Source organism: Mycobacterium sp. NGS67 (assembly GCF_059812185.1).
The window spans coordinates 61,317-75,795 of record NZ_JCALCF010000001.1 but is presented as its reverse complement, the minus strand read 5'-3'; the positions used below and the strand labels follow the sequence as shown (position 1 = coordinate 75,795).

At 67.5% G+C, this 14,479-nt stretch carries 15 protein-coding genes and 1 pseudogene; 5 read left to right on the top strand and 11 right to left on the bottom strand.

The genetic code is table 11. From position 1 onward, the window contains the following. Positions 1 to 16 precede the first annotated feature (16 nt). Both AC5Y4D_RS00405 and AC5Y4D_RS00400 read left to right on the top strand, forming a co-directional pair. Positions 17 to 1,519: a carboxylesterase/lipase family protein gene (locus tag AC5Y4D_RS00405; protein WP_500036110.1), complete on the top strand. Its 1,503-nt coding sequence runs from the start codon at positions 17 to 19 to the stop codon at positions 1,517 to 1,519. Further along, a complete protein-coding gene (locus AC5Y4D_RS00400; protein ID WP_500036167.1) occupies positions 1,519 to 2,514 on the top strand; it encodes a D-2-hydroxyacid dehydrogenase family protein in 996 nt (331 codons plus the stop codon). Before AC5Y4D_RS00405 ends, AC5Y4D_RS00400 begins: the two co-directional genes overlap by 1 nt. On the opposite strand, the gene AC5Y4D_RS00395 is transcribed toward AC5Y4D_RS00400, so the two are convergent. The 4 genes from AC5Y4D_RS00395 to AC5Y4D_RS00380 are packed head-to-tail and all read right to left on the bottom strand — an operon-like array spanning position 2,492 to position 5,437. Next, positions 2,492 to 3,082 carry a TetR/AcrR family transcriptional regulator gene (locus tag AC5Y4D_RS00395; RefSeq protein WP_500036109.1) on the bottom strand — a complete coding sequence of 197 codons (591 nt, stop codon included), beginning with the start codon at positions 3,080 to 3,082 and terminating at the stop codon, positions 2,492 to 2,494. The two genes, AC5Y4D_RS00400 and AC5Y4D_RS00395, sit on opposite strands and share 23 nt — an antisense overlap. Before the next feature lie 28 nt (positions 3,083 to 3,110). Beyond that, positions 3,111 to 4,187 (bottom strand): NAD(P)H-dependent amine dehydrogenase family protein, encoded by a 1,077-nt coding sequence (locus tag AC5Y4D_RS00390; RefSeq protein ID WP_500036108.1) that lies wholly within the window; start codon positions 4,185 to 4,187, stop codon positions 3,111 to 3,113. A gap of 33 nt (positions 4,188 to 4,220) precedes the next feature. Then, positions 4,221 to 4,919, bottom strand: coding sequence for a VC0807 family protein (locus AC5Y4D_RS00385; protein WP_500036107.1), 699 nt, complete (start codon positions 4,917 to 4,919; stop codon positions 4,221 to 4,223). Positions 4,920 to 4,951: 32 nt separating this feature from the next. Beyond that, complete coding sequence (locus AC5Y4D_RS00380) at positions 4,952 to 5,437, bottom strand: anthrone oxygenase family protein (protein ID WP_500036106.1); 486 nt, start codon at positions 5,435 to 5,437, stop codon at positions 4,952 to 4,954. Between the two features lie 126 nt (positions 5,438 to 5,563). Between AC5Y4D_RS00380 and AC5Y4D_RS00375 the strand changes: the two genes are divergently transcribed. Beyond that, positions 5,564 to 6,040, top strand: a complete 477-nt coding sequence (locus AC5Y4D_RS00375) for an NUDIX hydrolase (RefSeq protein ID WP_500036105.1) — start codon at positions 5,564 to 5,566, stop codon at positions 6,038 to 6,040. Positions 6,041 to 6,185: 145 nt separating this feature from the next. On the opposite strand, the pseudogene AC5Y4D_RS00370 reads toward AC5Y4D_RS00375, so the two are convergent. Further along, positions 6,186 to 7,234, bottom strand: a pseudogene (locus AC5Y4D_RS00370) (DUF2330 domain-containing protein). Positions 7,235 to 7,259: 25 nt separating this feature from the next. Between AC5Y4D_RS00370 and AC5Y4D_RS00365 the strand changes: the two are divergent. Next, positions 7,260 to 8,495, top strand: coding sequence for a cytochrome P450 (locus tag AC5Y4D_RS00365; RefSeq protein WP_500036104.1), 1,236 nt, complete (start codon positions 7,260 to 7,262; stop codon positions 8,493 to 8,495). Here the strand turns inward: AC5Y4D_RS00365 and AC5Y4D_RS00360 are convergent. The 4 genes from AC5Y4D_RS00360 to AC5Y4D_RS00345 are packed head-to-tail and all read right to left on the bottom strand — an operon-like array spanning position 8,492 to position 11,088. Further along, positions 8,492 to 8,917 carry a hypothetical protein gene (locus tag AC5Y4D_RS00360; RefSeq protein ID WP_499992695.1) on the bottom strand — a complete coding sequence of 142 codons (426 nt, stop codon included), beginning with the start codon at positions 8,915 to 8,917 and terminating at the stop codon, positions 8,492 to 8,494. The two genes, AC5Y4D_RS00365 and AC5Y4D_RS00360, sit on opposite strands and share 4 nt — an antisense overlap. Before the next feature lie 9 nt (positions 8,918 to 8,926). Further along, the gene (locus AC5Y4D_RS00355) at positions 8,927 to 9,358 is read right to left on the bottom strand and encodes a hypothetical protein (protein ID WP_500036103.1); all 432 of its coding nucleotides are present in this window, start codon (positions 9,356 to 9,358) and stop codon (positions 8,927 to 8,929) included. Beyond that, positions 9,358 to 9,948 carry a TetR-like C-terminal domain-containing protein gene (locus AC5Y4D_RS00350; RefSeq protein WP_499946214.1) on the bottom strand — a complete coding sequence of 197 codons (591 nt, stop codon included), beginning with the start codon at positions 9,946 to 9,948 and terminating at the stop codon, positions 9,358 to 9,360. Before AC5Y4D_RS00350 ends, AC5Y4D_RS00355 begins: the two co-directional genes overlap by 1 nt. A gap of 60 nt (positions 9,949 to 10,008) precedes the next feature. Next, the gene (locus AC5Y4D_RS00345; RefSeq protein ID WP_500036102.1) at positions 10,009 to 11,088 is read right to left on the bottom strand and encodes an ATP-dependent DNA ligase; all 1,080 of its coding nucleotides are present in this window, start codon (positions 11,086 to 11,088) and stop codon (positions 10,009 to 10,011) included. A 38-nt stretch (positions 11,089 to 11,126) separates the two neighbouring features. Here AC5Y4D_RS00345 and ligD point away from each other — a divergent pair, with 38 nt between their 5' ends. After that, positions 11,127 to 12,158, top strand: coding sequence for a non-homologous end-joining DNA ligase (gene ligD, locus AC5Y4D_RS00340; RefSeq protein WP_500036101.1), 1,032 nt, complete (start codon positions 11,127 to 11,129; stop codon positions 12,156 to 12,158). Here ligD and AC5Y4D_RS00335 read toward each other — a convergent pair. Together AC5Y4D_RS00335 and AC5Y4D_RS00330 are read right to left on the bottom strand one after the other, a co-directional pair. After that, on the bottom strand, positions 12,155 to 12,802 hold the full coding sequence (locus tag AC5Y4D_RS00335; RefSeq protein ID WP_499946211.1) for a cutinase family protein: 648 nt from the start codon (positions 12,800 to 12,802) through the stop codon (positions 12,155 to 12,157). The genes ligD and AC5Y4D_RS00335 overlap by 4 nt on opposite strands. A 265-nt stretch (positions 12,803 to 13,067) precedes the next feature. Further along, a complete protein-coding gene (locus AC5Y4D_RS00330) occupies positions 13,068 to 14,453 on the bottom strand; it encodes an aldehyde dehydrogenase (RefSeq protein ID WP_499946210.1) in 1,386 nt (461 codons plus the stop codon). Between the last annotated feature and the right edge of the window lie 26 nt (positions 14,454 to 14,479).

Genomic DNA, 14,479 nt, shown 5'->3' with positions numbered 1-14,479 from the left:
GCGGCACACTGGGTCGGTGACCGAGGTTTCCGTCGAGACGGGCGTTGTCCGTGGACGTCGGTATGACGATGTCATCGTGTGGCGTTCCCTGCCGTACGCCGCTCCGCCGGTCGGGCCGCTGCGCTTCAAAGCGCCCCAGCCCGTCACACCCTGGACCGGCGTGCGCGACGCGACCCGCTTCGGCAACGCCGCGCACTCGCATCGGTTCAGCTCGCCGCTGGGCGTCATCAAGCGGCAGATTCAGCACGAGGACTGCCTGACCCTCAACGTCTGCGCGCCCGTCAGCGCGGCGACGACCCGACCGGTGCTGGTGTTCATCCACGGCGGCGGTTATTTCGAGGGCAGTGCCGCGTTGCCGGTGCATGACCCGATGCCGCTGGTGCGCCGCTTCGGCATCGTGCTGGTCACGGTCAACTACCGATTGGGCGGCCTGGGCTTCGTCGACTTCTCCCGGTACTCACCGGACTTCGACGCCAACCTCGGTCTGCGCGACCAGGTCGCCGCGCTGGCCTGGATACGGCGCAACATCGCCGCGTTCGGCGGGGATCCGGACAACATCACGGTGTGCGGTCAGTCCGCGGGTGCCAGCGCGGTGATGACGCACCTCGCCGTGCCCGCCGCGCGCGGGCTGTTCCATCGGGTGATCGCGCAGAGTCCGATTCCGGACGCGGTACGCACGCCCGACCAGGCCGCCGAGACCGCACGCCGGGTGGTCGAGGCGCTCGGCGCCGACGGGGGCGACACCGCCGACGTCCTGCGCGCCGCCCCCGCCACCGCGATCACCAGCGCCGCGATCCGGGTGATGCTGCGCACCGCGCGCGCTGTGCCGTGCCAGATGTCGCTGGCGCCGGTCGTCGACGGCGACTTCCTGCCCGAGGACCCGACGACGGCAATCGCCGCCGGGCGCGCTCACCGCGTCCCGTTGCTCACCGGCTCGATGCGCAACGAGATGGGTCACGCCGGCTGGATACCGGTGCGCCCGTTCGTGGACCTGTTCCCGACGACACCGGCGCGGGTGGACCGCATGTTCGCCGCCACCGACCCCGACGCCCGTGACGCAGTGCTCGCGCACTACCCGGACTATCCCAGCGCCGCGGCGCTGACGCGGCTGGCCACCGACTGCTTCTTCGTCCGGCCGATGATCGCGGCCGCCGACGGCCATGCTCGTCACGCTCCGACCTATCTGTACCGCATCGACTACGCGCCACCCGTGCTGCGCCGGATCGGGATGGGCGCCATCCATGCCATCGACGTCCCATTGGTCTTCGGGGGTGCCGGCACTCAGGCGCTGGCGGTCGGCGGGCGCCGCGAATACCGCGCCGTCAGCGACTGGCTGCAACAGCATTGGGTCGAGTTCGCCCGCTCCGGCTCGCCGGGCTGGCCCGCCTACTCCGAAGACCGGGCCGCCGTCGTCATCGACGGTCCGGATCCGCAGGTGGTGCCCGGCCTGTACAGCCGGACGTGGGCGGCGTGGCGGCATTACGCCGGGCCCCAGCGCACGTCCGCGGCCGCACGCTGATGGAAGACCGCACGCCCAGAGTGGCGATCCTGGACGACTACGCCGGCGTCGCACTGGATCTCGCCGATTGGTCGCCGGTCCGCAACCGTGCCGAGCTCACCGTTTTCGACCGGCACCTGTCCGAAGCCGAGGCCGCCGAAGCGCTGCTGCCGTTCGAGGTACTGTGCACGCTGCGTGAGCGAATGGCATTGCCGCGCAGCCTGATCGAGCGACTGCCGAACCTGAAGTTGATCACCATCGTCGGCCGCAATCTGCCCAACCTGGACCTGCCCGCCGCCACCGAGCACGGCATCCTGGTGGCCCACACCGATTTCGCGCATCCCCGGTTCCGCGCCGTGCGCGACGCGACCCCGGAATTGGCCTGGGGGTTGCTGATTGCCACCGTCCGCAATCTGGCCGAAGAGCATCAACGCATGCGCGAGGGCGGCTGGCAGCGCACCGTCGGTATGACGCTGTCCGGCAAGACACTTGGCTTGGTGGGTTTGGGTCGGGTCGGCAAGCGCATGGCCGAATACGCGCAGGTGTTCGGAATGGAAGTCATTGCGTGGAGCCAGAATCTGACCGAGGAGGCCGCTGCCGCGGTCGGGGTTCGCCGGGTGGAGAAAGCGGCGTTGTTCGCGCAGTCCGACATTGTCTCGCTGCACCTGGTGCTCTCGAAGCGGACCCGGGGCGTGGTGGGTGAGCACGAACTGAGCCTGATGAAACCAAACGCCTTTCTGGTCAACACCTCTCGGGGACCTCTGGTCGACGAGGCCGCGCTGATCGACGCGCTGGCAGGTAACCGCATCGCGGGGGCGGGTCTGGACGTCTTCGACGTGGAGCCCTTGCCGGCCGGGCATCCGCTGCGCATGCTGCCGAACGTGACGTTGTCGCCCCATCTGGGGTACGTCACCCGGGAAATGATGAGCGCGTTCTACGCCGACACGGTGGAGGCGGTGGTGGCGTGGCTGGACGGGGAGCCGGTGCGGATCGCTAACCCCAGTGCGGGCTCTTGACCGCTTCGAGGGACCGGGTGACGTACTCGTCGAGCGACCGCGAAGTCGACGTCGCACGCACCCATTGCCGGAACCCGTAATCGCCTGCGGCGAAACCGAGTTCGACCAGCAGCCCGGGCCGGATATCGCGATCGGGGTCGGCGCGCATGCGCTCGGCGATCAGCTTGGTGGCCCGTTCCCGGTCCTGTTGAGTGTGCAGCGTGACCTTGTCCAGCAGATCCGGGGCGACCAGCAACGCCGCCCGCCATTCGTCGCAGTCGGCCCGGTCGAACGACCGGGTCCGGATGGTGATGGCGTTGACCAGGGCCACATCCGGCGACTCGTCGGCGGGTCGTTGTTCGAGCAGGTTCACGATCGCGGCGCCGCCGTGGCGCACCGGGGCCAGCAGCAACTCCTCCTTCGTCGGCATGTGACGGAAGAAGGTACGCGGCGAAACCCCTGCGGCGGTGGCGATTTCCTCCGTCGTCACCGCGTCGTAGCCGCGTTCGGTGAACAACCGGAACGCCGCGCGCCTGATGTCGGCGCGGATCTGGGCGCGCTGGCGATCCCGCAGCGACTCGCCGGTCATCGCAACGAGCCGATCCCGAGAACACCGCTCATCCACCGAATTTCGCCGCTGCGCGTCCGGCGAGCAGCGGCAGATCCAGATAGGTCTTGATGCCGGGTTCGGCGGCACAGACGTAGGGGATGGCATTGACGCAATGGTTGGCGGTGACCACGATGCCCGGGTTGCGGACCAGTCCTTCGGCGATCGACTCCGGCTGCAATCCCTTGAACGTCAGGCTCACGTCGGGGTCGCCGGTGATCTCGACCTCGAAGCGCTCGCCCTGCTCGCCGAAATCCCAGGCCGGGTCCAGGTTCTCCTCGCCCATCAGCCAGTTCACCGCGGCGGTGATCACCGGCTCCCCGTCGACCAGGGCCTGCCAGCGGAACCGCCGCGCCGCGACGGTGCCCGGTGCGATCGGAACCGGGTCGTAGTCGATGTCGCCGGTCGCGACGGCGATGTCCTGGGTCGTCCTGATCGCCGGATCGATACGAAAACCCATGACATCGGCGATCATTCGCACCGACTGTTTGAAGCCGGCTTCCAGCAGTCCGGCCATCGGGCCCTGCACCGCTTCCTCGGGACTGCCGCCGAAACCCATGATGTGCCGCACCACATCCGGGGCGTTGTAGGTGCGGATGTCGGAGAATTCCTCGGCCCGCACGTGGGTGACCGCCGAGGACAGCGACGACACCATCAGCGGGAATCGTTCGGTGATGCCGCCGGGGTGGATGCCCGAACCGTGCAGCGTCACCCCGGCCTCGGTTGCGGCGTCGGCGACGGCCTTGTGCCGGGGGTTGGTCAGGTCTGGATACACCCAGCCGACCGGGGTCACCACGTTCTTGCCCGAACGCAGGATCGCGATGACCTCGTCGTCGTTGGGAACCAGCGGGCTGTACATCACGCAGTCGGCCTCGACGGCGAGCACCTCGTCGATGCTGGTGGTCGCCGTGACGCCGATGTCCTGGATGCCCAGGATCTGCCCGACGTCCACGCCGTCCTTCGCCGCGCTGTGCACCTTGCATCCGGCCAGTTCCAGCTCCGGATGGTTCAGGACGCATTCGATGGCGGCCTTGCCGACGCCGCCGGTGGCCCATTGGATGACGCGCAATTGAGCTGGTCTGGTCACCAGCGGCAAGCTATGCCGTTATGGCAGTCACTGTCAAGCAGCGGCGCGTGCGGCGGCCGCCGCGTCGCGCTGCTGGACGAACTTGCGGAACAACGTGGTGGCTGCCGTGATGCAGGCGACGAGCAGGGCCGAGCCCACCGTGACGATGAGGATCTGGGAGATGTCGACAGGCAGGGTGAAGATGCACGCGACCGCGGCGAACGGGAACACGGCGCAGACCAGACCCAGCTGCACGCACAGCCGGGTGTGCAAGCTGTGCCAGTCGCGGATGTCCTGCTCGGTCCAGCCCCGTTGCGGCAGGGCCGCGTCGGCGAGGCTGGGCATGATCGCGCCGGTGATCATCTTCGAGCTGGGCTTCCGGGCCACGCCGCTGACCACCACCGACCACACGATGAAAGTGGTCGGGATGAGTTCGGTGACCTGGACGATGCGCGGGTTCTTGGTGGTGAACGCGACGGCCAGGGAAACCGCGGCGCAGACCAGCACGGCGATGTTGACGAATTCGACCTTGCGTTTGCGTACCAGCGTGTACAGGCCCTGGAGGGTGGCGACGACGATCGCGCCGACCAGCGCCAGGTAGGGCGTGACGCCGAAGATGCGCAGTCCGTAGTAGGCCAACACCGGCGGCACGGTGTTGATGACCGTGGTCCAGGCGTATTCGCGCAGACTTTTCGGGGCGTCGAACCCGGCACTCGGGGATTCGCCGGTCAGAGAATCGGTTTGATGTGACACGCTGCGAGCGTAGCCGACGTTGTTAGGTCTGCCTAACTACGGCGGAAGAGTCCGACGCCGAGCAACGCCGCGCCCAGCAACGGGCAGACGGTGCGGACGTGGTTCCACGCCGTCCACGGACCGGCGTAGTCGCGCCAGGCTGGGGCGGCATCCGTGGTGGGGCCGAGACTGTCCAGCTGGTTGTTCAGTGGCACATTGAAGGCGGCTGTGACGACGACTGCGGCGGCGGCCAGGATCGCCCCGGCCAGGAGGTAGCCGCTGCCGGATCGGCGCAGCTGTACCACCGCGACGACGCCGACCGCCAGCGCCGCGACAGCTGTCCCGAAGAACAACAGCAAGAACGGTATATTCGCCTGCGCCTCAGCGTTTATGCCGCGCATTGCGGTGATCGCGACGGGCGCGCTGACGCGATCCAGGCCGCGCATCACGAACGTGGAGAACGCGAAGAACAGGCCGCCCACCGCAGCGCTGCCCAGCGCGGCGACGGTGATCAGAACGTTGACCGGGCGTAGTTGCATACCGGCAGTCAAGCATTACGGCCGCTACGCTCACACCGCATCTCGGGTGTAATAGCCGGGTGGAACTCATGCTGTGCTGCTCGGCCACCCGCAGGCATCGTTGAAGACCCTGGAGTCTGACATCCGATGCCGAAGTTGAGCGCTGGTGTGCTGCTGTACCGGGAGCGGGCCGGGGCGGTCGAGGTCCTGATCGCGCATCCGGGCGGTCCGTTCTGGGCCCGCAAGGACGACGGCGCCTGGTCGATCCCGAAAGGCGAGTACGCGCAGGGGGACGACCCGTGGCAGGCCGCGCGGCGCGAGTTCGGCGAAGAGCTCGGGCTGGAGGTGCCCGACGGTCCGCGGATCGACTTGGGCGCGGTCAAACAACCCGGCGGCAAGGTGGTCACCGCCTTCGCCGTCCGGGCTGACCTGGACGTCACCGACGCGCGCAGCAACACCTTCGAAATGGAGTGGCCGCGCGGTTCGGGCAAGGTCCGGGAGTTCCCCGAGGTCGATCGGGTCGGCTGGTTTGCGGTGACGCAGGCGCGCGGCAAGCTGTTGAAAGGCCAGCGGGAGTTCCTCGATCGGCTGGTTGCGCATCCGGACGTGGCGGGACTTTCCTAGCTTCGCGCTCCGGCGCGGCGGTGGGCGGGTGAATCGTTGGCGTTCAGTGTGAAAGGACGGCTTTGGGTGTGCGGTCAGGGCGGGATCTTCGGCAGATCTGCGCCCAGGGTTCACCCGCAAAGCCGTAGCTTCACGCTCAACGCCCTCAGCGCACATTTGAGCGCCGGCGTCGCAAGACCACCCACGCCAGCGCCGACCCGAAGCCCGCCACCAGCAGGACCCCCAGCACCACGAACTCCACCGGCACCGCGACGTCGTCGTTGACGACGATCACCTGCCGGTAGGGATCGTCGCCCGGAGCATTGCCGAACGCGAAATCCGAAGTGATGCGCGAGGTTTGACCAATGGCCACGGACGTCTTGGTCAGGAACGCGCCGTGATTGCCGACCAATTCGAGCAGCGTCGGGTCATGCACGGCACCGGCGACGTTTCCGGCGAACCGGACCTCGGTGGTCTGCCAGGACCTGTCGGCGTCGGTGCGCTGCTGGCGGTGGTCGGACAACGTGTAGACGGTGACATGCTGCGGGGACGCGGCGGCGACCGACAGGCGCATGGGGTAGACCAGTTGCGGGGACCGGAAGATCAATCGCACCGGGTCCAGCCCGCCCACCATCGGTGCGCTGCTGGTCAGCCGCAGCGCCACAAACGCCCAGCCGTCACGTACGGTTCCAGTGCCTGCGACACCGCCGGTTTGATCGCATATCCGTTGGCGTCCAACCACTCTCGCAGACCACGCAGATCGCCGCCGGCCAGCGTGGTGGCCTCCAGCGGGCCGAGGCGCACCTGGCTCAGCACGTCCGGAGCCCTCGCACCGGCCAAAGCGCCCTCGCTGCTCGGCGAGGCGCCCGCAAGCGCCCCCAGTTTCCAGTGCCGGTGATGCTGGATCTGCGGCGCGGTCAGCTGATCGAGTTCGGTGAACGTCGCCTTGTCGGCGGCGGCGACCGTCGCCGGGCTCGGCGTCGGCACCACCAGGGCGACGTTGTCGGTGGAGGCGTCCATCGCGAGTTGCATCAGGATCGTCTCGGTCGTCCCGTCCCAATGAATCAGCGCCACTTCACGATTCATCGTCGCGTTCGCGCCGGGCGGGGCGACCGCGGCACCGCACGCGCAGGCGTGGCCGGCCGGGGCCAGCGCAATGCCGGCGGCAACGAACACGGTGACCATTACCAAACGGCATACCCGACGCACCGTCATCAGGCCGATGCTACGCGCGTGCACAATGGGCACCATGCCCTTGACGTCGACCCAGGCCGACTCGCAGACGTTGTTGTTGCGGCTGCTGGACCAGGCAAACCGGCCCGACCCGTATCCGATCTGTGCCGAGTTGCGGGACCTGGGCCCCGTCGAGTTGCCCGGCGGCAACTTCGTCCTGTTCTCGAGGTACCGGGATTGCGACGAGGTGCTGCGGCACCCGCTGTCGAGCAGCGACCAACTCAAGTCGACCGCGGCGCAGCGGCTCATCGACACCGACCAGGAGATGCGCCGGGAGACCCCGCCGGGATTCCTCTTCCTCGACCCGCCCGACCACACCCGGTTACGCAAACTGGTCAGCAAGGCGTTCGCCCCTCGGGTGGTCAGCGAGTTGCAACCCGAGATCAGCGCGTTGGTGGACGGGCTGCTCGACCGGATCGCCGAGCAGGGCAGTTTCGACGTGGTCGCAGACTTCGCCTATCCGTTGCCGGTTGCGGTCATCTGCCGGTTGCTGGGGGTGCCCCTGGAGGATGAGCCGAAGTTCAGCCGTGCCTCGGCGGTGCTGGCAAAGGCGCTGGACCCGTTCTCGACCGGCGACGCGACCGACGACAGGGACGATCCGCTCGATGCCGGCGCGGCTCTCCGGGAATACCTGCGCGGTCTGATCGAACGGCGCCGTTCGCAGCCGGGCAGCGACCTGATGTCGGCGCTGGTCGCGGTCAACGAGTCCGGCGATCAACTGACCGAGGAAGAAATCGTCTCGACGTGCCTGCTGCTGCTGGTCGCCGGCCACGAGACCACGGTGAACCTGATCGGGAATGCGATCCTGGCGATGCTGCGCGACGGCGGGCAGTGGGCCGCGCTGGGTGCCGATCCCGCGCGCGCCGCGGCGATCGTCGAGGAGACCCTGCGCTACGACCCCCCGGTGCAACAGTTGAACCGAATCGCGCTCGGCGACATGCGGATTGGCGACACCGAAGTCGCCAAGGGCGACGTGATGCTGCTGTTGCTGGCCGCCGCGCATCGCGATCCCGCCGAGTTCGACCGACCGGACGTCTTCGACCCGGATCGTAAATCATTGCGGCATTTGGGTTTTGGCCGCGGGGCTCACTACTGCCTGGGCGCCCCGCTGGCCCGGTTGGAAGCCAGTGCGGCGCTGTCGGCGGTGACGGCCCGGTTCCCCAACGCCAGGTTGGCCGGCGAGCCGGTGTACAAACCGAACGTCAACCTGCGGGGGCTGGCGACCCTGACGGTGGCGGTCTAATTTCCGTTGTTGCGACCCGGACGCCCACCGGCCAGGTTGATCGCCAGCGGGATCGGGGTGGCAATGGGGCGAACGGCTTCCGCGTCGTGGTAGACGCCGATGGTGTATTCGCCAGTCGTCTCGATCGCAAAGGAAAGCTGCGGTGTGAAGCAGCGGTACTTGGATCGTTTGTCTTGTTCGTCCGGCCATTGCCAGGCGGAGCGGACGGTCCCGCGGATGGTCCCCGCAGGGTCCTTGCACACGACGAACAGTTCGGCGTCGAAATCTTCGCCGGCCCCGGCGTGGACCACCAGCACCAACGGGATCGTCAGCCACAACGGAACCTGGTTGACGTCATAACTGGTCGTGGGCAGGCGGGTGGCATCAATCGCGGAATCGTCGATGTTGGCGGAACCCGCCACTAGCAATGCGGCTACGTGCATTGCGACAGCTTATTCGGCGTTGTCGTCAACGGAACCCGCATCGGCCAAAACGATCGAAACCGGCACCGGTGTGGACAACTCGAATTTGCCTTCCGCGTCGTAATACGCGCCGATGGTGTACTCGCCTTCGGTCGCCACCTCGAACGCGAGTTCCTGGGTGAAGCACCGATACTTGGACGGCAGTTTTCCGTCGTCGGGCCAATGCCACGCGGCCCGCAGAGATCCCAGCGGCTTCCCGTCAGGGTCTTTGCACACGACATGAAGGTCCGGGTCGTAGTCGCCACCGGCCGGGGCGTGCACCACCAGGACCACCGGAACCTTTGCCCGCAAAGGAATTTGGTCGACTTGGAACCACGCCATCGGAATGCAGGTGGCATTGATCGCGCCGTACTCGTCGAACGCGGCCGTGCGGGCGACGAACAGTGAACAGACGTGCAGCACTACGACATCTTAAGCGCGTGCCATGCTAGTTCCGCGATCACGACGCAGTAGTCGTCGTCGACGGGTTCCTCCGAATACAGTGCGCGAATGTTCAGTGGCGCCAGCACGATCTGTACTGCGGCAAGCGTGTTCACCCCGTCGCGCAGTTCGCCTCGCTTGCGTGCCCGATCGATCACCGGACGTACAGCATGGAAACGACCCTGCCAGAACAACATTCGCGTCTCGTGATCGTGATGCCCGCGACTGTCCATGACCAGTGCCCGCAGGAAGGTGCGGCCGATCGGGGTGTTGATCTGTGCGGCAACGCTGCGGGCCAGCGCGAGCAGGTCGCCGCGTAGCGAGCCGGTGTCCGTCGCCGAACGCAGTACCTCGAGGTCACCGAGGGCGGCGTCGACGATCAGACGCTGCCGGCTGCCCCAATAGTGGTAGATCATCGCCGTGTCCAGCCGGTACCGCTCGGCGAGTGCCTCGACACTGAACCGCTCGACCCCCCAGCGTGCCAGCTCGTCGAGCACGGCTGGCATCACCCGGGACCGGATGTCGGCCGGTATCGCGGGCCGGGCCGGTTCGGGTATTCGAGACGGCTGCATGCATGCCCCCTTCGCCGAATCACGCCGCCGCAACCGACTTTCTACCGCACCTGCGGTCGATCAGGTGGTGTTTCCGGCAACAAGGCCCGGCACGATGTCGCTGAGGCTGAACGTGACCGGCTGGTCGAGCTGCTCGTAGGTGCAGGACCGCGGGTCTCGGTCGGGCCGCCAGCGGTTGAACTGCGCGGTGTGCCGGAACCGCACGCCTTCCATGTGGTCGTAACGCACTTCGACCACCCGCTCGGGCCGCAGCGGCACGAACGACAGGTCCTTGCCGGCGTTCCACCGTGAGTACTCGTTCTTGCGCGGGGTGCGTTCGCCGGCTTCGTGGGCCGCCCAGTTCCAGGGGTGCCGATCGAAGCTGGTTACCAGGGGCTGCAATTCGGCGAACAGCCGCTTACGTTCGGCCATCGGGAAGGCGCCGATCACGCCGACCGAGGCGAGCTGCCCGTCGTCCTGGTACAGGCCGAGCAGCAGCGACCCGATGGCGTCGCTGCCTGATTTGTGCACTCGGTAGCCGGCGACCACGCAGTCTGCGGTCCGCTCGTGCTTGATCTTGAACATGACGCGCTTATCCGGCTGATAGGTGACGGTCAGGGGTTTGGCGACGACGCCGTCCAGCCCGGCGCCCTCGAACTCCTCGAACCACTGTTGCGCGGTGGCCTGGTCGGTGGTTGCCGGGGTCACGTGAATCGACGGGCCCGAGTCCCGCAGCGCGTCGACGAGTGCCGCACGCCGCTCGCTGAACGGGCGTCTGGTGTAGTCGTCGTCGCCGAGCGCCAGCAGATCGAACGCGATGAACGAGGCCGGGGTCTGCTGGGCCAGCAGGCGCACCCGGGAGTCGGCGGGGTGGATGCGCTGTTGCAGCGCTTCGAAATCCAGGCCGTGCTCGGTGGCGATCACGATCTCTCCGTCGATCACGCAGCGTTGCGGCAGCTCTGCCTTGACCGCCTCGACCAGTTCCGGGAAATACCGTGTCATCGGCTTCTCGTTGCGGCTGCCCAGCTCCACTTCGTCGCCGTCCCGAAAGCAGATGGACCGGAAGCCGTCCCACTTGGGTTCGTACGACGCGTCCGGCGGGATCGTCTTGACCGACTTGGCCAGCATCGGCGACACCGGCGGCATGACGGGTAAGTCCATTGCTTCATTCTGGCCTGCGCGTGCTGGAATCTTCAGATATGGCCGCTGCAGCTGAAGAACTCGACGTCGACGGCATCTCGGTGCGGTTGACCAACCGCGACAAGGTGTATTTCCCCGAGCTCGGATCCGACGGCACCAAGGGCCGGCTGGTCGAGTACTACCAGGCGGTGGCGCGTGGCCCGATGCTGACGGCATTGCGCGACCGTCCCACCCATCTGCAACGGTTCCCCGACGGCATCGACGGCGAGGAGATCTACCAGAAGCGGGTGCCGCAGCACCATCCCGACTACCTGGAAACCTGCCGGATCACGTTCCCGTCGGGACGGACCGCCGACGCGCTGAAGGTGACCCATCCCGCCGCGGTCGTGTGGGCGGCGCAGATGGGCACCGTCACGCTGCATCCCTGGCAGGTCCGCTGCCCCGATACCGAGCACCCCGACGAGCTGCGCATCGACCTCGATCCGCAGCCGGGAACCGGCTTCGTCGAGGCGCGCACGGTCGCCGTCGAGGTGTTGCGGCCGTTGCTCGACGAGCTCGGCCTGGTGGGGTACCCGAAGACGTCGGGCGGTCGCGGCGTCCATGTGTTCCTGCGGATAGCCACCGAGTGGGACTTCATTCAGGTGCGCCGGGCCGGCATCGCGCTGGCCCGCGAAATCGAGCGGCGGGCGCCCGACGCGGTGACCACGTCCTGGTGGAAGGAAGAACGCGGCGAGCGCATCTTCATCGACTTCAACCAGAACGCCCGCGACCGCACCATGGCGTCGCCGTATTCGGTGCGGCGCACCCCGATCGCGACGGTGTCGATGCCGCTGAGCTGGGACGAGCTGGCGTCGGCGGACCCGGATGACTACACGATGTTGACGGTGCCGGACATGGTGGCGGCCCGCGACGATCCGTGGGCCGGCATCGACGAGGTTGCCCAGTCGCTGACTGGGTTGCTGGACATGGTCGACGCCGACGAGGAACGCGGCCTGGGCGACATGCCGTACCCGCCGAACTACCCGAAGATGCCGGGGGAACCGAAGCGGGTGCAGCCGAGCCGGGACACGGATCGGAAGAAGGAAGACTAGATCCGGCCGGCGGCGAACGTCGCGGCCTGCGCCGTCATCCCGGTCCGGACGTAGGCGACGTGCGCCGCGCCGCTCCTACCCTCGGAGCAGATCGGGTCGTCGGGAACGCAGAGGTTGATCGTCTTCGGCAGGTAGAGCGGGCTGATCTCCGGCAGCCGTCCACCGCCCAGCCGCCTCGACAAGGCGCTTTGCGGATTGCCGAAGACGGCGACGGCGGCGACATGGTCGACTTGCGGAGCGAGGTCGTTGGTGGCCATGTCGATGACGCCCGCGCCCTGCGAATAGCCGCCGAGCACCATCCGGGTGTTGGGGCAACCCGCGGCGGTCGATTGCACGTGTGCTCGGGCGTCGGCGGCGCCCGCGGCGGAGCTGCTGGCGAAGGCGTCGGTGGCGGGATAGTTCACGGCGTAGACCCCGACGGACCGCCCGCCGACCTGCGAGCGCAGCGAGTCGATGAAAGCCTGCCCGACGCCGCCGACGCCGGGAGGCTCGTTGGTGCCGCGGGCGAAGGTCACCTCGACGTCCGGGCACGCGGCAGCGGACGCGTGGGCTGGGGTGATCAGTGCTGCTGTCAGGGTGATCGTCACTGCGGGGATGCTGCGCATAACTCCATGCTGCGACCGGGCGGCCTGATCCGCACGCATCTCATAACCAACCGAAATCCTCCGCGCCGAAGCGGCCGCGATCTGCGCGTTTACGCCGATGTTTTCCCGGGACTTTTACTGGCACTAGGGTCGCGCAGCGACATGAGTGTGAAACGTTGGCTTTAATTGTGAATCCACGGCTTTCGCGGTGAACGTAGGGTGGAAATCTCGGCGAAATCCCGCCCAGGTTTCACTCTGAAAGCCCAGGTTTCACACTCAACGCCAAGGCTTCACGCGCAAGGCCCAGGGTTCACGCGGCAACGCCTCACACCGCGATGGACTTGATGTCCAGGTACGCGTCCAACCCTTCGGGTCCCAGCTCTCGCCCATAGCCACTGCCTTTGACGCCGCCGAACGGCGCGAACGGGTCCATGGTGTAACCCTGGTTGATGCCCAGCGTCCCGGTGCGGATGCGCCCAGCGATCGCCAGCGCCCGGTCGGTGTCACCGGTCCACACCGAACCGGCCAGGCCGTAGTCGGAGTCGTTGGCGATAGCCACCGCGTCGTCTTCGTCGCGGTAAGGGATGACGGTGATGACCGGCCCGAAGATCTCTTCGCGCGCGATGCGCATGGTGTTGTCGGCGTCGGCGAACAGGGTGGGTTTGACGTACCAGCCGGCATCGAGGCCGTCGGGCATGTCGGCACCGCCGAGGACCAGTCGCGCTCCTTCGTGCTGACCGATCTCGATGTACTCGCGGACTCTGCTCTGTTGACGTTGCGAGACCAGCGGCCCGAGTTGGGTCTTGGGGTCGTCCGGGTCGCCGACGCGCAGGCCGGCCATCTCGGATGCCAGCGCGTCGACGTACTCGTCGTGACGGTGCTCGGGGACCAGCACCCGGGTCAACGCGTTGCAGATCTGGCCGCTGTTGGACAAGCTGGCCGACCGCACCCCGGCGGCGACCTTGGCTGGGTCCGCATCGTCGAGGACCACGGCCGCGGATTTGCCGCCGAGTTCCAGGCTCACCTTGGTCAGGTTCGCGCCGCATGCGGCCGCGACGGCACGACCGGCCGCAGTGGACCCGGTAAAGGACACCTTGTCGACGCCGGGGTGCGAGACCAGCGCTTCGCCGACGGCGCGGTCCCCGGGGACCACGCTGACCAGACCGGGCGACAGATTTAGCGTGCCGAGCATCTCGGCTAAAAGCAAAGCGTCCAAAGGAGATTCGGGGGCGGGCTTGAGCACCACCGCACATCCGGCCAGCAACGCCGGCACCAACTTGGTGACGGTGAGGAACTGCGGCATGTTCCACGGCACGATCGCGGCGACCACTCCCACCGGTTCCCTGCGGATCTGTACGTCGGCACCGAAGAACCCGGTCCGGGACTCTTCCCAGGGGTGTCGCTCGGCGAGGTCGCAGAACGCGCGCATCATCATCGCCGGCAGGCCGACCTGAGCGCGCTGGGCAAAGGTGATGGGGGCGCCGATCTCGGCGGTGATCGTCTGCGCCATCTCCGCGCGCCGTTCGTGGTAGACCTCGGCGAGTCGGCGGATCGCGGCAATACGTTCCGACGGATCGGTACGTCCCCACGCGTCGGTGGCGGCTCGTGCCGCCTGCACGGCGGCGTCGACGTCGGACTCCCCGGCGGCAGACACCTCGGCGATCGGTAGCTCGGTGTGTGGTGAGATGACCTCGAAAATCTGTGACTCCATCCGCGCCCTTTCACCAGGCAGTATCA